Source organism: Micromonospora sp. B9E7, from assembly GCF_039871815.1.
Taxonomy (GTDB): Bacteria; Actinomycetota; Actinomycetes; order Mycobacteriales; family Micromonosporaceae; genus Micromonospora.
The window spans coordinates 153,593-172,274 of record NZ_JBDPLX010000014.1; the positions used below are offsets into that span (position 1 = coordinate 153,593).

Sequence of the window (18,682 nt, forward strand, 5' to 3'; positions counted from 1 at the left end):
CAGCCGGCCGGGCGTCGGTCCGGCACGTGGAGGACGAACGACACAAGCGCGGGTACGGGAGACCGCCCCGCCAGCGTGAGCCGACGGACCACCTCGGGCAGTCCGTTGGCTTGCCATTGCCGAATCAGCGCGGTGTGGGGACGGGGACAGCAGCGGTTGTACTGCTGGCGGTGCCGATCGGCGCTCAACTGCACCCAGCCTGCCTGCAGCTCCACATGGCCGCAGGTCAAGGTCGGTGCGGCGTCCTGTTTCGCGTGAGGCAATCAACCACGCGCTCAGTGGCCTCCGGTTGCAACGCGCTGCGTTGACCCGGCAGCACCCTGTAGTTAGCGTTAACAAGTCCGGTCCACTTTAGAAACATCCCCGCCATGTCAAGGAGGATCAATTGAGACTGCGACAGCGAAGGCCACGTCTCGGGTTGACTCGGCAGGTTAGAGGTGTCGCGGTCCTGGCACTGGGTGCTCTTCTTTCGGTCTCCTTCGCGGCGACGCCCGCGCACGCTGACGAGGATCAGCTCAACGATGGTCTGGTGCACCACTTCGCCCTCGACGAGACCAGTGGGACGACGTTGGTCAACTCGGGTAGCGCGGGCGCGGCGGCGAACGCCACGCTCGTGAATCCCGAGAAGGCGGCCTTGACCGGCGAAGGGGTCAGGTTCAACCCCGACTCCTACGAGGGCGCCCTCGACGGCGCATACGTGGCGCTGCCGAACGACATCACCGCCGGCATGTCCAACCTCACCGTTGACTATGACGTGTGGGTCGACCCGGCGAACGTCGGCGAGCACCAGATGTGGAGTCTTGGCCGCAAGTCCGGCTCGTGCGACGTCGACACCGGCGCCGAGGGCTCCATCTTCGCGTCGAACACCCAACGGTTCCGCGTCGCGGTGGGTCCGGCGAACCTCCAACAGAACCGCGTCCGCATGCTCGAGGGAGCGTGGACTCATGTCACCTACACCCAGTCACTGAACTCAAACGGAACGAGCTGGACCGGCAGCCTCTACCTCGACGGCGTGCTGCACGCGACCTCGCCGAACCTGACCACGGCGCCGTCGGTGAACGCTGCGGGGACCAACTGCAACTTCCTCGGTCGCTCGCAGACGTCGGGCCACTACTCGTTCCGCGGAACAATCCGGGACTTCCGCGTGTACAACCGGGCAGTGAGTCTCGACGAGACAGCTGTCCTGGCAGCGAAAACCGTCTCCGATGGCGTCCGCGCCGACGCCGCGGCCATCGACCTCGGCCTGACCAGTGCGGTCGTACGGGATGTCGCTCTGCCCAAGGTGGGTTCCGTGGCGGGCTCGGCCATCACCTGGAGTAGTTCGGACCCGTCGGTGGTCGAGGTCTACACCCCGCCAGCCCTCCCCAGCGCACGCAAGGTTGCGGTGACCGGCAGGATAACCCGGCCCGCCCAGGGGCAGCCCGACGCGACAGTCATGCTCACGGCGACTGTCCGCAAGGGTGCCGAGGAGGTCACCACACGCGAGATCCCCGTCGTGGTGAAGGCGGAGTTCGACGATGCGCAGGCGGCCGACCGTGACGCCTTCGACCTGACCCTGAACGCTACCGACGACGTACGCGGGAACCTCGACCTCGCCGCCAAGGGCGAGTTCGGATCCACGATCACCTGGAGGTCGACCACCGGCCTCGTCACCCCGACGGGTGAGGTAACCCGCCCGGCCTTCGGCCACAAGGATGTTGCCGCCACCCTGACGGCGACCATCACGAAGGGTACGGCTTCGCGGAAGAAGTCGTTCCCGGTGACCATCACCGCCATGCCACGTTCCGAGGAGTACGAGCGGTACTTCATGGGGTACTTCAAGGGCGAGGGGATTGCCGACGGCGAGCAGATCATGTTCGCCACATCCAACGGAAACACCGCTCTGGACTGGACCGGTCTGACCGGAGGTCGACCGTCGCTCATCTCCCAACTGGGCGACCAGGGGCTTCGTGACCCGCACATCGTCCGCTCACCCAACGGCGACACGTTCTACATGATCGCCACCGACCTGAACTGGTACGACCAGGGTGGATACGCCATCAACGACACCCAGTACATCGAGGTGTTCGAATCACACGATCTTGTGAACTGGACCCCTCAGCGGCACGTGAAGGTCGCGCCCGACAACGCGGGCAACGCCTTCGCGCCAGAGTCGCTGTGGGACGAGGAGCTCGGCGCCTACGTCGTGTTCTGGGCCCAGTCGCTGTGGAACGACCCCGTGAACCGCACCGGTCAGGGGAACGCGCAGATGTGGTACGCCACAACTCGAGACTTCCAGACGTTCTCCGCTCCCCAGGTCTGGCAGAACCCGGCCCCGCTGTCGCGGATCGACACGACCGCGATCCGGGTCGGTGACTACTACTACCGGGTGACCAAGAACGAGGCCGGCAACCAGGGCTCGGACATCTTCTCGGAGAAGCACACCGACTTCCTGGACAGCAACATCAGCAACTGGACGATGGTCGCGCCGGCTCTGGGGCGCACGACTTGGGTCGCCAACCAGGGGTACGAGGGACCGGTCATCTTCAAGGCCAACCCCGGTGACACCTCCTGCCCCGGCCAGTTCTACCTCTGGGGCGACCGGTACACGAACGGTGGGGGATACCAGGCCGCGTGCCACGAGAACATCGAGGCTCCGACTTGGAACGCCAAGGCGATCACGATGACCAATGCGGGTGTCGTCCGTCCGCGTCACGGCACCGTGATCCCGCTGACCGTCCGCGAGTGGAACGACATCCGCGGGATCCCGAACAGCGACGTCACGACCACCACCGAGGTGGCTGTCGAGCCGTACGCGAGCGGGGCCCAGACGACCAGGGCCACCGTGACAGTCACGGCGGCCGACGGTTTCGAGACCGGCGGTCAGGTGCGGTTCAGCATCGGCTCGTGGTCGAAGCTCGCCCAGCTGAGCGACGGCAGGGCCACCGTCACGTTGCCGAAGGGTCTGCCCGCGGGTGCCCGGACGGTGAAGGCCGAGTACCTTGGCTTCGACTACCTGAAGGCGTCGGAAGGTACGGCGTCGTTCGAGGTGCCCTCGGGCCTGGCCGCCGTCAAGGTCCAGGCGAAGGCCAAGCCGGCGTCGGTTGTCCGCGGGGACACCTTCAGATTGAACGTGACGGTTGGGCCGGCGGGCGGGCCGAAACCGCACGCTCCGACCCCGACCGGCGAGGTCACCGTCACCTTCGGCGGCACCGTGCACGTCGTGCCACTGGCGCACGGTAAGGCCGTCGTCGAACTGCAGACCGCCGACCTGCAGCCCGGGGCCTACCAGGTCCACGTTGCCTACTCCGGCAACCCGACCTACCAGCCCCACGCCGCCAACTACCAGAAGCTGACGGTACGGAAGGCAGCATAGGCACCCCGAGGCGTGCTGAGATGCGCCGCAAGAAGGAGCGGGCGAGATCTAATGATCTCGCCCGCTCGCTACTGCAGGGCCCAGGAACCTGACCATGGAGTGATCCTGCCCATCGCGACGACCAGTCCTGGGTGCCCTCGTGCGTGAAGCCGCACGCCTCCGCGGTCCGCCGCATGGCCGTGTTACTGACCAGCGTCTCCAACTCCAGACGGCGCAGGTTGCGGTTGCGGAAGCCGTACCGGCAGAGCAACCGGATCACCTCGATCCCGTACCCCTGGCCGCGCGCCTCGGGCAACAGTGAGATGCCGAGGTGGGCGTACTGGTTGAACGCGTTGATCCCCCACAGCACACTGCTGCCTAGCGGGCCAGGCGGTCCAGCAGCTCGCCGAGCAGCGCGTGTTCGCCAGGGGTGAGGTCGCCCTGATCCTTGTCGACCAGGGCACGCAGCGTCAGTGCGGCGCTCGCACGGGTCGCGGGGGCGTCGGCGGAGGGCGTGCGCAGGACTCCGGCCAGTGCGGCCTCGCGGACGCGTCCGGACAGCCCGAAATCCGGCTTCGGCTGGCTGATCAAGGTGAGCGTAATGCCGACGTTGGCGGCAAACACCTGTTCGGCAGCGTCGGCCGCCGGCACCTTGAGCAGGCCCCGGGTCGCTGCGGCGGTGAACCGCTCACGCAGCGCGGCGTGCGCGGGAGCGGTGACGGCGCAGGGCTTTCCCGGCTCGGCCCGGCCATAAAGCAGCCCGTAGAACGACGGGTGCTCCAGCCCGAACTGCACGTGCCTGTCCCAGCCCTTGCGCAGGTCGTCCAGCGGGTCGCCAGAGCTCTCGACCGCCGTGTACTGGGTGAAGCCGTGGTTCGCCACGGCGTCGATCAGGCCCTGCTTGCTGCCGAAGTGGTGGTACAGCGTCGGGGCCTGCACCCCGGCGCGGTCGCACACCGCCCTCGTGGACACCGTGCCGCCGACCTGCAGCAACTCTGCCGCGGCGAGCAGGAGTCGATCCCGTGCGTTCTGCATGGTTGCTATAGTAGCTCATGTAGCGCTACATTGCGCCCTATAGCGAGGGGAGAAGTCCATGAGGACTTGGTTCATCACGGGTGGGACTCCCGGGGGGTTCGGCCTGTTCTATGCCGAGGCCGCCTTGGAGCAGGGCGATCAGGTGGTGGTGACCGCGCGTCGGCCCTCTGAACTGCAGAAATGGGCTGAACCGCACGGCGACCGTGTCCTGGTTTTGCAGCTCGACGTCACCGATGCCGACCAGGTGCGTGCGGCGGTCAAGACGGCCGAGGAGCGGTTCGGCGGGATCGATGTGCTCGTCAACAACGCGGGCCGTGGCTGGTACGGCTCGATCGAGGGAGCCCCGGACGAGACGATCCGCCGCACGTTCGACCTCAACCTGTTCGCCGTCGTCGAGGTGGTGCGCGCGGTCCTGCCGGGTATGCGGGCACGCGGCGATGGCTGGATCGTGAACATGTCATCGGTGGCAGGCCTCGTCGGCGCACAGGGGTTCGGCTACTACGCGGCGGCGAAGTTCGCGATCGAAGGACTGTCGGAGACACTGCGCCAGGAAGTCGAGCCGTTCGGTGTGCGGGTGCTCGTCGTTGAGCCGGGAGCGTTCCGCACCAGTGCCTTCTCCTACTTCCAGAACGAGCCCGTGAACGAGACCGTCGACGCCTACGTGCCGATGGTCGAAGCCGTCAAGGCGGCGTTCGTGGACCATAACGGCAAGCAAGCAGGTGACCCTGTTCGTGGAGTGCAGGCCGTGATCAGCGCGATGAACGCACCCGTTCCACCGAAACGAATCGTGCTCGGCAACTCCGGCTACGACGTCGTTGTTGCGATGCACGAGAACGCACTCGCGGAACTGCGCGCGAACGAGAAGCTTTCACGCAGTGCGGACTTCTGAGCCTGATTCCAGAAGTTTTGTCGGTAACGCGGAAGTCGACCTTGCCGCGAAGCCTTCATCAGGATGCGCCCAGCGCATGTCTATGCCGACTTGACCCTGGTCAGCACCTCGAACTAACCACCGCGCCGCATGGCCCGTGACGGGTCGCCGACGCATCGTCATGGTGCACCTGAGGTGTCAGAGAGATATACCAGCACGCGCCCGCGTCCTGGCACCCGAGAAAACCGGAGAGCAGAAATGAACGACATCACTCTACCCAAGGCCGTCGACCACTTCATCGCGGCCACCAACGCGCACGACGCGAACGCGCTGGCCGCGGTCTTCGGCGACGGGGCCACCGTGAGCGATGACGGGAAAACCTGGGCCGGCGAGGCCGAGATCCGCGAGTGGATCCAGGGGCACCTGATCGACCCCAAGGTCGTGCTTACGCCGACCTCGTTCGCAGACGACCGGCTGGTGGCCTCCGGGGACGGTGATTTCCCCGGCGGGCCTCTGTCCTTCGCATTCGTGTTCGGCATCAAGGACGACCAGGTCACCAGCCTCGCGATCGAGCCCGTCTGATTCGTCACCGGCCGGGGCTGCCCGAGGGCTGCTCCGGCCGGAGAACAGGCAACGCGGCAGCCATGGGCACCATCAACGAACTGATCGACGCGACAGTGGAGCACGGCATGAACCGGCTCAAACGCCACCGTGCAGTCGCGACCAGGTTCGACAAACTCGCCGTTCGCTACGAAGCAACCGTCACCATCGCCGTGATCAACGAATGGCTACGACTTCGACACAGGTGTTCTGGGCTGGTGGTCGAAATGATGGCTACCCCGCACGCTCGCCCAGGCCAGGGCCAGGAAACGCTCGATGCCGCCGAGATCCGGTTTCGCGGCGAGCGAGGCAACGATCAGTACGGCGTCGACGTGACGGCGAGCGCCTGCCTGTCCGAGCCCGCCCCGGCGCTGTCCGCGCGACCGCGGTGCTGTGCGGCAGCAAAGCGCGGCAAGCGCGGCCATGCCCGTGTCGCCGAGGTCGACTGCGGCCCAGATCGACCCGCGCCACGCGGCCGGGAACGAGCCCGGCCGCGGTGAGCGACGTGAATTCCACCCCCGGTCGATCCGCTGAGCGGGAAGATCTTCCTACGACGACACGCGTCGGCCCTGCACTGCAGATGGCCGATGGCCGGCGCTCCGAAACGGACGCGTCACGCCGGTCTCGCGTCGGCAAGCCCAATCACCAAGGCGATCCGGTGCCGCCGACCAGCGGGAGTTGGCGCGAAGCACCGGTTGCCGCCGCCCGGGCTGCCTCCGGGCTGGGGGCAGCGAGGGCGGCCTCGGCGATCTGGCGGCACTCCTCCAGGGTGTGCTGGGCCAGGGACTCGCGCACCGCCGGGATGCTGCGGGGTGCCATGGACAGGCTGGTGATGCCCAGGCCTGCCAATACCAGGGCGAAATCGGGATCCGCGGCGGACTCTCCACACACACCAACTGGCTTGCCCGCCTCGACGCCGGCTGCCGCGCATGAGGCGAGGAGCGCGATCAGCGCGGGCTGCCACGGGTCGAGGAGGTCGGCGAGGTCGCCGCACATGCGGTCAGCGGCGAACGTGTACTGGCTGAGGTCGTTGGTGCCGATGCTGAGGAAGTCCGCGTGGCGCAGCACCTGGCTGGCACGCAGGGCCGCGGCCGGCACCTCGATCATCACGCCGGCGGTTGGCAGGCCGTGCTCGCGGCAGGATTCGGTGAACGCGGCCGCCTCCGCCGCCGTGGCGACCATCGGCGCCATCACCCACACGTCGGCGTCCGTCGCCGCAGCCGCCGTCGCGATCGCGGCCAGCTGCGTGGTGAGTACGGAAGGTGTCTGCCGCGCGACCCGCAGACCGCGGATGCCCAGCGCAGGGTTGGGTTCATCGGCCAGACGCAGGAACGGCAGCGGCTTGTCGGCGCCGGCGTCGAGGGTGCGCACGACGATCTTGCGGCCGGGCAGCGCGGTGAAGACGTCGCGATACGCGGCAACCTGCTCTTCGTGCGACGGCGGGTCGCTGCGGTCGAGGTAGAGCAGCTCGGTGCGGAACAGGCCGACGCCTTCCACCTCGCCGGTGAGGTCGCGGGCGGAGCCGATGTTGGCCAGGAGCGCGATGGGATGGCCGTCTGCGGTCCGCCCCGGGCCTTGGGAGCGGGCGCGGCGTTCGATCTCCGCGAGTCGGTCCGCGTTGACAGTGGTCACCGTCTCGGCGGAGACGCCGGCCACCACGACGCCGCTCGCGCCGTCGAGAGTGGCCAGCGCGCCGTCGGTCACATCCAGGATGCCCGCGCAGCGGACCACGGCCGGGATGCCGAGCGTCCGGGCCAGGATCGCGGTGTGGCTGGTCGGGCCGCCCTCGGCCGTGACCAGACCCAGCACCAGGGCCGGTTCGAGGCCGGCGGTGTCGGCGGGCGCCAGGTCACGGGCGATGAGCAGGTACGGGTGGCCAGGGTTCGGCACGCCCGGCATCGACAGCCCCAGGCACGCGGCGACAAGGCGGTCCCGCAGGTCGTCGAGGTCGGTGACCCGCTCGGCGAGGTACCCGCCCGCGGCTTCGAAGGCGGCCCGATGCACGGCGAGCACGTCGGTGATCGCGTGCGGCGCGTCCGCACCGCCGTCGATGGCAATGTCGGCCGCGTCGATGAGCGTCTCGTCCTGCGCCATCATGACCTGAGCGCGCAGGACCTCGGCGGCGGTCGCGTCCAGGGCGGTGTCGGCGCGACGGGCCAGGTCGGCGGCGACGGCGAGGACGGCGGCCCGCACGGCCGCCTTCTCGGCCTCGGGATCAAGGGTCTGCGCCAACGGCGGCAGGGCCGGAGGCGGGGCCAGCCGGTATACCGGCCCCGCCGCACCACCGGGGCTGGCCCCGATCCCCCGAAGTTCACGCATCGGCGGCGTCCAGATCACGTTCGAGGAGGTCAGCCAGGGTGTCGATGGCGTCCTGCGCGCCGTCGCCGTCGGCCTCCAGGGTGACCTCGGTGCCTTTCTTGGCGCCGAGCGACAGTACGGCGAGCATGCTGCGGGCCGGCACGGGTTTCTTGTCGCCGGTCCGGATGGTGACCAGCATCGGCTGCTTCGCCGCTTCGGCGACGAACAGCGCCGCCGGGCGGGCGTGCAGCCCGCTGGCGGAGCCGACGAGGACTGTTCGGGTGGGCAACGGATCCTCCTACGGTTCGATCGTCACCTTGATCGCTTCGCCGCGCGCCACGATGCCGAAGGCGTCGAGGGCGCGGTCGAGCGGCAGGCGGTGGGTGATGAGATCGGCGACCGGGACGGAGCCGTCGGCGATGAGTCGCAGCGCTTCCTTGTTGTGCTCGGGGCTGGAGCCGTTGGCACCGACGATGGTCAGTTCGCGGTAGTGCACGAGGTTGGAGTCCAGGGAGATGACCGGCTTGTCCTTCGGCAGGCCGCCGAAGAAGCTGATCCGGCCCTGCCGCGCGGACATCTGCACCGCCTGCTCCTGGGCGGCGCCGGCAGCCGTGGCGGTGATGACGACGTCGGCACCGCGCCCCTCGGTGAGCTTGAGCACCGCGTCGACGACGTCGGTCTCGGCGCCGCAGATCGCCGCGTCCGGCTGGACCAGGTCGGCGGCCAGATCGAGGCGTTCGCGGTTGAGGTCGACGAGGAACACCCGGGCCGCGCCGCGCGAGCGGGCCAGGCGGACATGCAGGCAGCCGATCGGCCCGGCACCCGCGACGACCACGTCGTCGCCCTCCCCCACACCGGCGAGGTTCTGGCCGTTGAGAACGCAGGCGAGGGGTTCGGCGACGGACGCCTCGGCGAAGCTGAGTCCCTCGGGGATCCGGTTGAGCCCGTCAACGGCGAGGACGTTGTGCGGCACGACCAGGTACTCGGCGAACCCACCGTCGAAGTGGTATCCCATCGACACCTGGTTGGGGCAGACGGTCATCCGGCCGCGCCGGCACTCGGCACACCGACCGCAGGGAATGGCGGCGATGACCTGGACCCGGTCCCCCGGCCGCCAGCCCGTGACGTCGTCACCGACTTCGGTGATCTCGCCGGCGATCTCGTGGCCCATGACGCGCGGCGGGGCGATGTGGTGGTGGCCGAAGCGGAAGATCTTCACGTCGGTGCCGCAGGTGGAGCATGCGCGGACGCGGATCTTCACGTCGGCGGGGCCCGGCGTGGGCTCGGGCGCGTCCTCGATGCGGACGTCACCGGGTGCGTGGAATCGGACAACCTTCACGAGGGGTTCCCTTCGAGGATAGCGATCACGTCATCGGCGCTCGTCGACTCTCGTAGCCGCTGCGCCTGCGCCGGGTCCATCAGCACCGAGGCGAGTTGGGCCAGGATGTCCACGTGCCCGTCGCCGGCCGCGGCGATGGCGACGCAGACCCGCACGTCGAAGCCGTCCCAGTCGACGCCGTCCGGGAAGCGCAGCACGGCGAGGGCGTCGCGCTGGACCGACTCCTTGCTGTTCAGCGTGCCGTGCGGGATGGCGACGCCCTCCCCGATGTACGTGGAGACGCTCCGCTCGCGGGCGAGCATCGCGTCCACGTACGCCGGGGCGACCGCGCCGACCTCGACGAGTACCGCGCCGCAGCGGCTGATCGCCTCGTCCCGCGATCCGGCCCGCTCGCCGAGCCGGATCGCGTCACGGGCCAGCAGTTCAGCCACTCAGCTCACCGCCACGCTGCACCGCGTTCACGACCCTGGTGACGGCCGGGTCGCCGATGAACACCTGGATCGGCACGATCACCTTGTCGGGCGCGCTGACCCTGGCTCGCGAGGCGAGCCCCTGGTGGCAGATGACCACGTCGGCGTCCGCCGGGATCGAGTTGACCGGGGTGTGCTCGACTGTCACCGCGCTCTTCGCCAGTTGCCGTCGAAGTTGGCTGGCCAGCATCACGCTGCTGCCCATGCCGGCGTCGCAGGCGACGACCACCTTCTTGATCTCGGTGCCGTTGATGGTGGGCATCTGGCTCAGACCTCCTGCTTCGCCGACTTGTCGAGGGTCCCATCGGGGTCGACGACCCTTTCCTCAGCTGGGCCGACAGCCGTCTCCTCGTCCGGGCCGACAGTGTCCGCTGCGGGCTCGCCGCGACCGAAGCCGAGCAGGGCCGAGGCGACCGCGAAGGTGACGGCGGCGGCGATCACGACGCCGAGAATGACCCCGAAGTGGCCACCCTTGGGAGTGACCGCGAGGTAGGCGAAGATGCTGCCCGGCGAGGGGGTGGCGACCAGACCCGCACCGGTGATGACGAAGGTGCCGACGCCGGCCGCACCCCCGGCGATCATGGCGAGGATCAGTTTCGGCTTCATCAGCACGTACGGGAAGTAGATCTCGTGGATGCCGCCGAGGAACTGCACGATGATCGCGGCCGGGGCACTGGGGCGCAGCGCGCGGGGGCCGAAGACCATGAAGGCGAGCAGCAGACCGAGGCCGGGGCCGGGGTTCGACTCGATCATGAACAGGATCGACTTGCCCTTGTCGGCGGCCTCGGCGATGCCCAGCGGGCCGAATACGCCGTGGTTGATGGCGTTGTTGAGGAAGAGCACCTTGGCGGGTTCGACGAGCACCGAGGTCAGCGGCAGCAGGTCCTTGCCGACGAGCCAGTCGACGCCCGCGCCGGCCTGTTTGGTGAGCCATTCGACCACCGGGCCGATGCCGTAGACGCCGCCGATGGCCATCGCGGCGCCGATGATGCCGGCGCTGAAGTTGTCGACAAGCATCTCGAAGCCGGGACGGATCTTGTTCTCCATCAGGCTGTCGAACAGCTTGAGGAGATAGGCCGTGAGCGGCCCGATGATCATCGCGCCGAGGATCATCGGCACGTCCGCACCGACGACGAGGCCCATGGTCGCCACCGCGCCCACGACGGCACCGCGCTGGCCGTGGACCAGCCGGCCGCCGGTGTAGCCGATGAGCACCGGTAGCAGGATGCTGATGATCGGGCCGACCAGTTCCGCCAGGGTCTTGTTGGGCAGCCAGCCGGTCGGAATGAACAGTGCGGTGATCAGGCCCCAGGCGATGAACGCGCCGATGTTGGGCATGACCATCGCGGCCAGGTAGCCGCCGAGGCGTTGCACGGTGGCTTTGGGGCCCTGGCCCTTCACTTCTGGTGTGTAGGAAGAGGAGGTCACGGGGGTATCTCCTTCATGAGGGGCGGTCCAGACAGCCGCAGGGGGAAGAAGGTCGTCCGGCTAGGTGTGGATGGTGACGTCGTGGCGGAACAGATCCGCCGGCCCGGGCATCCGGCTGCCGGGCAGGCTCACCGCGGCGGCGCCCCAGGCCAGGCCCTCGGCGAGGGCGGCGGCACCCTGCGCCCCCGCAGCGAGGAACCCGGCGAGCAGCGCGTCGCCGGCACCGACGGTGCTCCGGGGTCGGGCGACCGGACAGGTGCCGGTGCGGACCCCTTCGGCGTCGACCAGGACAGCGCCGTCAGCGCCGAGGCTGGCCACGACGGTGCCGGCTCCCCAGGCCCGCAGGGTGTGGGCGGCATCGACCACATCGTCGAGGTCCTTCAGCGGGGTGCCGACCACGTCGGCCAGTTCGTCGCGGTTGGGTTTGAGCAGGGTCGCCCCGGCCAGGGCGGCCTCGCGCAGCGCAGGACCGCTGGTGTCGACGGCGACTCTGACGCCGGCAGCGCGCAGCTTCCGGCACAACTGGGCGTACGCGTCGGCGGGCAGGCCGGGTGGGACGCTGCCGCACAGCACGACCCAGTCGGCACCGGTGGCGCGGGCCAGCACACGGTCGATCACCTCGTCGAACTCGGCGCGGCACAGGGCCGGGCCAGGTTCATTGATCTTGGTGACCGTGCCGTCGGGCTCGGCCAGGGTGATGTTGGAACGGGTCCGTCCGGAGATCGACACGGCGAGGACCTCCACACCCTCGGCCTCGAGTAGGCGGATGAGCTGGTTGCCCTCGTCACCGCCGGACGGCAACACCGCTACCGAAGGCACCCCGTTGGCCAGCAGGGCACGGGAGACGTTGACGCCCTTGCCGCCGGGGTCAAGGTGAGCGGTGGCAGCCCGGATGACCTCGCCCCGGGTGAGGGAGTCGACCTCCACGGCCCGGTCGAGGCTGGGGTTGAGGGTGACGGTGACGATCATGCGCGTACCACCCGGACACCTGCGGACTCCAGGTCACCGACCAGGTCGACGTCGGCACGGCTGTCGGTGATGAGCAGATCGACGTCGGCCAGCTCAGCGAACCGGGCCAGATAGTCGTTGCCGAGCTTGGTGTGATCGGCGACCACCACGGTACGGCGGGCCGCACCGACCATCGCCCGCTTCACCGCCGCCTCGGACGGGTCCGGGGTGGTCAATCCACGCTCGACCGAGATGCCGTTGGTCCCGACGAACGCGACGTCGACGTAGAGGTCCGCCAACGGCCTCAACGCCCAGTCGTCGACTGTCGCCAAGGTCTTTCCTCGGACCCGTCCGCCCAACAGCAGGACGTTGAGGTTGGCATAGGTGCCGAGGGTCGTGGCGATGACCGGCGAGTTGACCACGACGGTCAGCTCCCGGTCCACCGGCAGCAGCTGGGCCAGCCGGGCGGTCGTGGTGCCGGCGTCGAGGATGATCGCACCCTCCTCCGGCACCTCGCTCAGGGCGAGCTTGGCGATGCGCTCCTTCTCCTCGATGAGCACCGCGTCCCGCGCCGCCAGCGCGGGCTCGAACCCGAGCCGTTCGACCGGAATCGCTCCACCGTGGACCCGACGCAGCACCCCGGCCCGCTCCAGGATGGTGAGATCACGGCGGATGGTCTCCGACGTCACGTTGAGCCCATCGGCCAGGCCAGCGACCTCGACCCGTCCCACATCCCGGGCGATGCGAAGGATCTCCTGCTGTCGTTCTTCGGCGTACATCTTGTTGTTTCACCGCCGTTTCCTTTTGCTTGTGCTTTGTTTACGCCCGGCTTTAGGGAAAGTCAAGAGATGAACCACAGAAAGCCACACCGGCCGGTACCGGAGCAGGAGGTGTGCGATGCAGGCGGAGCAAGGGGTCTCGGTCCGTGATCGGGTGCGGTAGACGGCCGCAAACCCGACCGGGCGGACGCCCTGTCGGTCGGCACCGCCGCGCACACTGCCACCCAAACGCCCCGATCTCGTTCAGAGGGCCGGCAGTATCGGGTCGTGGCCAATCTCTTCGGCTGTCTTTCGGCCTGCTCTGGCTAACTCAGTGTCGGCAGGTGCCCGGCGTGTCCCCGTTCGCCGGGCGGTACCGCCGCGACCGGGCCGGGCGTCGGCCAAGCTGATATATCGGGCACGCCGCAGGCGCGAGGCCGAGGAGCAGACGCTGGCCCGACCGACGGTCCGGCCAAGGTCAGTCACCTGCTCTCAGGGCATTGAGCACGGCCGTCACCTCGGGGCGTGACGCGGCCGCTCGCCGGGCCCCGGCGGTGATGCGCCGGGTCAGCGGCGGGCTCAGCGGTCGGGTCACCACCCGGTATCGCGGGTCCACCGCCAGCTTCGGCAGCATGGTGATCGAGCGGCCGTTCTCCACGTGCTGGAGCGCCAGCATGTAGTTGTTGAACCGACAGATCACCACGGGCTCGAAGCCGGCCTCCCGGCACAGCCGGGTGGACAGCTCGGACATGTACGAGCCGGCGACGTCGAACGTCCAGCGCTGCTGCGCGCACGCCTCCAGGGCGACCGACTCGGCGCTGGTCAGCGGATGCTCCGGGGGCAGCACGAGCACGATCGGGTCGGTGGCGAGCGGCACCAGGTGGATCTCCGGGGAGAGTTCGGCGCCGGCGAAGTCGGCCGTCGTGATGATCAGGTCGACGTCGCCGCGACGTAGCGCCGGCATGCTCTCGTGCGGCTCCAGCTCCAGCAACACCACGTTCACGTCCGGGTGTCGGGCCGCGAGACGGACAAGCGCCGGTTCGGCGAGGGCTTGCACCGCACTCTGGAACGCGGCCACCGTGACCGTGCCGGCCGGCTCGTCGGCGAGGCGGCGCAGCTCCGCCTCGGCCGCGTCCATGGCTGCGAGGATCTCCCGAGCCCGGCCGGCGAGCAACATTCCGGCCGCAGTGAGCCGCACCCGCCGCCCGGTGCGTTCCAGCAGCGCGGTCCGGGTCTCCCGTTCCAGCGTGGTCAGCTGCTGCGACACCGCCGACGGGCTCAGGTTGCCGCGCTGCGCAACGGCCCGGACAGTGCCGTAGGTCGCCAGGTCGGCGAGCAGGCGCAGCCGCCACGGATTCAGCGTCATGACCGCCGACTGTACGGCTTTACTTAACAGCGACAGCGGAAATGTGCGATGGACGTGCCTGTCCGGGCTGCCTAGCGTCGGTCCATGGCTGATTCGTTCTGGCACGACGCCGATCGTCACCTGGTCCGCTACATCGGCGCGGGCAGCTTCGTACGCGAGATCATCGACCGCGCCGAGGGCAGTTTCGTCTTCACCGCCGACGGCCGCCGCCTGCTCGACTTCACGTCAGGGCAGATGAGCGCGATCCTCGGCCACTCCCACCCGGCCGTCGTCGCCACGATCCAACGGCAGGCGTCCACTCTCGACCACCTGTTCAGTGGCATGCTGAGCCGGCCCGTGGTCGAGCTGGCACGCCGCCTCGCCGGCTCGCTGCCCGCGCCGCTGGACAAGGTCCTGCTGCTCACCACCGGCGCGGAGTCCAACGAGGCGGCGATCCGGATGGCGAAGCTGGTCACCGGCGGGCATGAAATCATCTCGTTCGCCCGGTCCTGGCACGGGATGACGCAGGCTGCGGCGAGCGCCACCTACAGCTCGGGGCGCAAGGGGTACGGGCCCGCGGCGCCCGGCAACTTCGCGATCCCCACGCCGAACGCGTACCGGCCCGACTTCACCTTTCCCAGCGGCGACCTGGACTGGCGGCATCAGCTGGAGTTCGCGTTCGAGCTGTTCGACGCCCAGTCGGTGGGCAGCCTGGCGGCGTGCATCGTCGAGCCGATCCTCAGCTCCGGCGGGGTGATCGACCTGCCGCCGGGATACCTCGTGGCGCTGCGCGACAAGGTGCACGAGCGGGGCGGGCTGTTGATCCTCGACGAAGCGCAGACCGGGCTGTGCCGCACCGGAGAGTGGTACGCGTTCCAGCGTGACGGCGTCGTACCCGACATCCTGACCCTGTCCAAGACGCTCGGCGCCGGCCTGCCGCTGGCCGCTGTGGTGACCAGCCCGGAGATCGAACAGACGGCACACGAGCGCGGCTTCCTCTTCTTCACCACGCACGTCTCGGACCCGCTGGTGGCCGCAGTCGGCAACACGGTCCTGGACGTGCTGGAGGCCGACCGGCTCGACGAACAGGCGGCACACCTGGGCGCGTACCTCCGCAAGGGTCTTCAGGAGATCAGTCAACGGCACCCGGTGGTCGGCGACGTGCGCGGCCGCGGGCTACTGGTCGGGCTTGAGCTGGTCAGCGACCGGAAGTCGAAACGACCGGCCGACGCGCTGGGCACCGCCGTGACCGGGCGGTGCCTGGAGCTGGGGCTGCACATGAACGTGGTGCAGCTGCCCGGCATGGGCGGCGTCTTCCGCATCGCGCCGGCACTCACCTCCACCCACGCCGAGCTGGACCTGGGCCTGGAAATCCTCGACCAAGCACTCGCCGACGTGGTGCCGCAGTTCATACCCTGATACACCAGCCGGGGATCGCGATCCCGGTTGGATGAACGACCACTTCGCGCCGCCGTCGAGCAGGACCTCATCGGTGATGGCCGGCGGAGGGGACCCGCGACCTGCTCGCCGGCTTCTGACCCGGCCCGGTCCACGGCTCATGCCGGTGGGTCGGCGACGATCCGCGCGATCGTGCGTCGGCCCACCGCACACATGACCGGGTTGGTTCGCCGGTAGTACCAGACCAGGCCCATCGCCTGCGCGAAGGCCCACGCCCGGCCGCGTGCCCACTCCAGGTCGTCGCAGCCGAGCCGCTGCCGCAAGACCTGGCGGGGTCCCCCCTCGAGCAGTTGCCAGGCGCTGAGGAGGTCCAGGGCCGGGTCGGCGGGCCCCGCCCCACCCACGTCGAGTACTCCCGCCAGCCGCCCGTCCCGGACGAGGACGTTTCCCGGGATGAGGTCACCGTGGGTCATGCGGTCCGGTGTCCCACCTCGGGGCAGCTCCCTCATCCGCGCCCAGAACCCGCGTAGGAGCGGGACGTCCAGCAGCCCCTCGCTCTCCCGGAAGCAGGTGTGCATCCACTCGTCGTGTGCGGGCAGCTCACCCCCGCGGCCCTGGCCCGCGAAGGTGCGTCCCTCGGTGTCGATCGCGCGGACGCCGTCGATGAACTCGGCCAGATCGTGCGCGAAGGGGACGGAGTCCCCCGGGTCCTCCTCGGTGGCGACGGCACCGGTGATCCACGTCTGCACGGACCACGGCAGGGGGTAGCCCGCGCCGGGCTCCCCGACGGCGACCGGCTCCGGGGTGGGGAACCGGGTCCGGCCCAGCAGCTTCCGGGCGGCGTCCGCCTCCGCCTCCAGCCAGCGCCGCACCGCCGCCACGTCCTGCCCCTGCAACGGGAACCGCGCGGCGAACCGGTCACCGATCCGGAAGACGGCGCAGACCGTGCTGTATGCGCCGACGCGCTGCAGCGGCAAGTCCCGCCACGTCGGGAACTGCTCGTCCACCAGCTTGCGCACCGTCGCGGCGTCGATGCGGAGCTGGTCCTCGTGCATCGGCGCCGAGGGTACGTCGTCCGCCGCCGGCCGATCGTCCAGATCTTGGTGAGTCACGCCGCCCATTGCACGACACGGGCCGCGGACGGCCAACCGATTTAGCGCACCGGCAACCCCATCATGATCAATTAACCGGGTCGCTCCTTCCGGTTCGGATGATGGAGCGCCGCGCGGAGCAGGGTCGGCAGGCGCCACCCGGCGCACCCGTTCAACCCGTTGCGGAGGAGAACCAGTTCTACCCGTACCCGGATCGTCGCCGGCCTGGCCACCACCGCCGCCGCCGCCGCCGGGTCGAGCCGTTCCTGCTCGCCCGGCACTTGCTGACGGTGGCGCAGGTCCCAATCACGAAAGACCAGACGTCTGGTCGCTGGAATCGAACGGACGGGGTGTGTGCACGAGGCCGTTGAGCACAACCGTCAATCCTCGCTCGAATTCCTGGCCGGTGAACGCAGCGCCGACCGGGGCCAGTTTCGAGAGGGTCGGGAGTGCGTCGGGTGCGAGCGCTGCGACACGTTGGGCGGCGGAGCCGGCATCCTTCTCGCGCGACAGCCGGCCGGCTAGCTCGTTCTGCGCGATACCCATGACGAAGGCCGAGACGGTGCGGAATGCGACGAACAGGTCGACGCCGTCCATGCCTCCGCGTGCCAACGCTGCCGCGAGTGCCTCGGCTGGGGCGAGGCTGGCGCGGGATGAGGTGCGGCGGGTGAGTACGAGCGGGATCACCGCGGGATGCGCGCGGAACGTTCGCCACAGGGCCGTGGCCACCGCCCGTGTGTCGGCCACCCAGTCGTCCGTCGGCTCTGGTATCTCGACGAGGGCGGAGACGGCGTCGACCACGAGTTCCTCGAGGGCTTCACGACTGTCTACGTAGTTGTACAGGGTCATTGCGCCCGTCTGCAGGGACGCCGCGAGAGAGCGCATGGTGAGCCCGGCCAGACCGTCCCGGTCAACGATCGCCAGCGCGTGTTGCTGGATGTCCACGAGGGTGAAACGGGCTCTCATGCTGGCGACTCCCGGCTTAGGTACGACGTACGTATCTCAGGCTACTATACGTACAACGTACGTAAGACGAGGAGGAGTTCGGTGACCATCACGAAAGCGAGGGGCCTGCCGCCCCCATCCGGCCGCAGGGGCGGAACCGACTTCCGCGACCTTGTTCGACACCAGGACGACGCGTTCGTCGCTTTCGCTCGGACCCTGACCGACGAAGAGTGGGATCGACCCAGCCTCTGTGCGGGCTGGACCAACAAGGATGTGCTCGCCCACCTCGTGCTCGGCCTGCGCCTACCGCCGTCCCGGCTGGTGCTGGCGATGGCGCAACGGCGCTGGTCGTTCGACGCCGCCAACGACATCCTCAGCCGCGAGTACGCCAGCGGGATCAGCGCCCGGAAGTTGATTGACGCGTTCGACCGCGCCCGGGCGCGCCCGAGAGGTATCGGACGCCTACTGCCGGCGCCGCTGATGCTCGGTGACCACGCCGTCCACCACCTCGATATCGCGCTCGCGCTCGGCCGGTCCGGCGTCCTGTCGCCGCAGGTGACCGACGCGGTCCTCGCCGTCGAGACGCGCGTGCCCAACCCGTTCATCCCGGCGGCGGCGCGAGCCCGGGGCATCGCGTTCCGCACCACCGATACGAACTGGTCGCGTTCGTCGGAGCGAGGCCTCGAAGTCCTCGGCACCGCCGAAAACATCATCTCCGTCCTCGCCGGCCGACACCACGCCATCCCCGACCTGACCGGCAGCGGCGTCGCCACCCTGACAAGCCGACTCTGAAACGGAACCCGGCCTCATCTGGCCCAGTTGCGT

18 protein-coding genes and 2 pseudogenes are annotated in these 18,682 nt (G+C 69.1%); 6 read left to right on the forward strand and 14 right to left on the reverse strand.

The window, feature by feature from the left end:
- The first annotated feature begins 385 nt into the window (after window positions 1-385).
- Window positions 386-3,355 carry an immunoglobulin-like domain-containing protein gene (locus tag ABGB10_RS22220; protein ID WP_347662818.1) on the forward strand — a complete coding sequence of 990 codons (2,970 nt, stop codon included), beginning with the start codon at window positions 386-388 and terminating at the stop codon, window positions 3,353-3,355.
- A gap of 157 nt (window positions 3,356-3,512) precedes the next feature.
- On the opposite strand, the pseudogene ABGB10_RS22225 reads toward ABGB10_RS22220, so the two are convergent.
- Window positions 3,513-3,704, reverse strand: a pseudogene (locus ABGB10_RS22225) (GNAT family N-acetyltransferase); the annotation flags it as partial.
- An 8-nt stretch (window positions 3,705-3,712) separates the two neighbouring features.
- Window positions 3,713-4,369, reverse strand: coding sequence for a TetR/AcrR family transcriptional regulator (locus ABGB10_RS22230; RefSeq protein WP_347662819.1), 657 nt, complete (start codon window positions 4,367-4,369; stop codon window positions 3,713-3,715).
- A 58-nt stretch (window positions 4,370-4,427) separates the two neighbouring features.
- On the opposite strand from ABGB10_RS22230, the gene ABGB10_RS22235 reads away from it, so the two are divergent.
- From ABGB10_RS22235 to ABGB10_RS22245, 3 genes and pseudogenes are all read left to right on the forward strand, one after another.
- Entirely contained in the window at window positions 4,428-5,258 is an 831-nt protein-coding gene (locus ABGB10_RS22235; RefSeq protein ID WP_347662820.1) for an SDR family NAD(P)-dependent oxidoreductase, read from the forward strand.
- Between the two features lie 237 nt (window positions 5,259-5,495).
- Window positions 5,496-5,819, forward strand: a complete 324-nt coding sequence (locus ABGB10_RS22240) for a nuclear transport factor 2 family protein (RefSeq protein ID WP_347662821.1) — start codon at window positions 5,496-5,498, stop codon at window positions 5,817-5,819.
- A gap of 95 nt (window positions 5,820-5,914) precedes the next feature.
- Window positions 5,915-6,028, forward strand: a pseudogene (locus ABGB10_RS22245) (IS5/IS1182 family transposase); the annotation flags it as partial.
- 451 nt (window positions 6,029-6,479) lie between these two features.
- Here ABGB10_RS22245 and ptsP read toward each other — a convergent pair.
- The 9 genes from ptsP to ABGB10_RS22290 form a co-directional block, all read right to left on the reverse strand.
- Entirely contained in the window at window positions 6,480-8,156 is a 1,677-nt protein-coding gene (gene ptsP / locus ABGB10_RS22250; RefSeq protein ID WP_347662822.1) for a phosphoenolpyruvate--protein phosphotransferase, read from the reverse strand.
- The gene (locus ABGB10_RS22255; protein ID WP_347662823.1) at window positions 8,149-8,424 is read right to left on the reverse strand and encodes an HPr family phosphocarrier protein; all 276 of its coding nucleotides are present in this window, start codon (window positions 8,422-8,424) and stop codon (window positions 8,149-8,151) included. The genes ptsP and ABGB10_RS22255 overlap by 8 nt, the downstream gene beginning before the upstream one ends.
- A 9-nt stretch (window positions 8,425-8,433) precedes the next feature.
- On the reverse strand, window positions 8,434-9,474 hold the full coding sequence (locus tag ABGB10_RS22260; RefSeq protein WP_347662824.1) for a zinc-dependent dehydrogenase: 1,041 nt from the start codon (window positions 9,472-9,474) through the stop codon (window positions 8,434-8,436).
- The gene (locus ABGB10_RS22265) at window positions 9,471-9,905 is read right to left on the reverse strand and encodes a PTS sugar transporter subunit IIA (protein WP_347662825.1); all 435 of its coding nucleotides are present in this window, start codon (window positions 9,903-9,905) and stop codon (window positions 9,471-9,473) included. The genes ABGB10_RS22260 and ABGB10_RS22265 overlap by 4 nt, the downstream gene beginning before the upstream one ends.
- Window positions 9,898-10,206: a PTS lactose transporter subunit IIB gene (locus ABGB10_RS22270; protein WP_347662826.1), complete on the reverse strand. Its 309-nt coding sequence runs from the start codon at window positions 10,204-10,206 to the stop codon at window positions 9,898-9,900. The genes ABGB10_RS22265 and ABGB10_RS22270 overlap by 8 nt, the downstream gene beginning before the upstream one ends.
- Before the next feature lie 5 nt (window positions 10,207-10,211).
- Window positions 10,212-11,372, reverse strand: a complete 1,161-nt coding sequence (locus tag ABGB10_RS22275; RefSeq protein WP_347662827.1) for a PTS mannitol transporter subunit IICB — start codon at window positions 11,370-11,372, stop codon at window positions 10,212-10,214.
- Between the two features lie 60 nt (window positions 11,373-11,432).
- Window positions 11,433-12,341 (reverse strand): 1-phosphofructokinase, encoded by a 909-nt coding sequence (gene pfkB / locus ABGB10_RS22280; RefSeq protein WP_347662828.1) that lies wholly within the window; start codon window positions 12,339-12,341, stop codon window positions 11,433-11,435.
- Window positions 12,338-13,099 (reverse strand): DeoR/GlpR family DNA-binding transcription regulator, encoded by a 762-nt coding sequence (locus tag ABGB10_RS22285; protein WP_347662829.1) that lies wholly within the window; start codon window positions 13,097-13,099, stop codon window positions 12,338-12,340. Before ABGB10_RS22285 ends, pfkB begins: the two co-directional genes overlap by 4 nt.
- Before the next feature lie 457 nt (window positions 13,100-13,556).
- Window positions 13,557-14,444, reverse strand: a complete 888-nt coding sequence (locus tag ABGB10_RS22290) for a LysR family transcriptional regulator (protein ID WP_347662830.1) — start codon at window positions 14,442-14,444, stop codon at window positions 13,557-13,559.
- Between the two features lie 84 nt (window positions 14,445-14,528).
- Between ABGB10_RS22290 and ABGB10_RS22295 the strand changes: the two genes are divergently transcribed.
- Complete coding sequence (locus ABGB10_RS22295) at window positions 14,529-15,842, forward strand: aspartate aminotransferase family protein (RefSeq protein ID WP_347662831.1); 1,314 nt, start codon at window positions 14,529-14,531, stop codon at window positions 15,840-15,842.
- A gap of 137 nt (window positions 15,843-15,979) precedes the next feature.
- On the opposite strand, the gene ABGB10_RS22300 is transcribed toward ABGB10_RS22295, so the two are convergent.
- The 3 genes from ABGB10_RS22300 to ABGB10_RS22310 form a co-directional block, all read right to left on the reverse strand.
- Entirely contained in the window at window positions 15,980-16,933 is a 954-nt protein-coding gene (locus tag ABGB10_RS22300; RefSeq protein ID WP_347662832.1) for an aminoglycoside phosphotransferase family protein, read from the reverse strand.
- Window positions 16,934-17,004: 71 nt separating this feature from the next.
- Window positions 17,005-17,193: a hypothetical protein gene (locus tag ABGB10_RS22305; protein WP_347662833.1), complete on the reverse strand. Its 189-nt coding sequence runs from the start codon at window positions 17,191-17,193 to the stop codon at window positions 17,005-17,007.
- 25 nt (window positions 17,194-17,218) lie between these two features.
- Window positions 17,219-17,878, reverse strand: a complete 660-nt coding sequence (locus tag ABGB10_RS22310) for a TetR/AcrR family transcriptional regulator C-terminal domain-containing protein (RefSeq protein ID WP_347662834.1) — start codon at window positions 17,876-17,878, stop codon at window positions 17,219-17,221.
- An 81-nt stretch (window positions 17,879-17,959) separates the two neighbouring features.
- Here ABGB10_RS22310 and ABGB10_RS22315 point away from each other — a divergent pair, with 81 nt between their 5' ends.
- Window positions 17,960-18,649 carry a maleylpyruvate isomerase family mycothiol-dependent enzyme gene (locus ABGB10_RS22315; protein ID WP_347662835.1) on the forward strand — a complete coding sequence of 230 codons (690 nt, stop codon included), beginning with the start codon at window positions 17,960-17,962 and terminating at the stop codon, window positions 18,647-18,649.
- Window positions 18,650-18,682 lie beyond the last annotated feature (33 nt).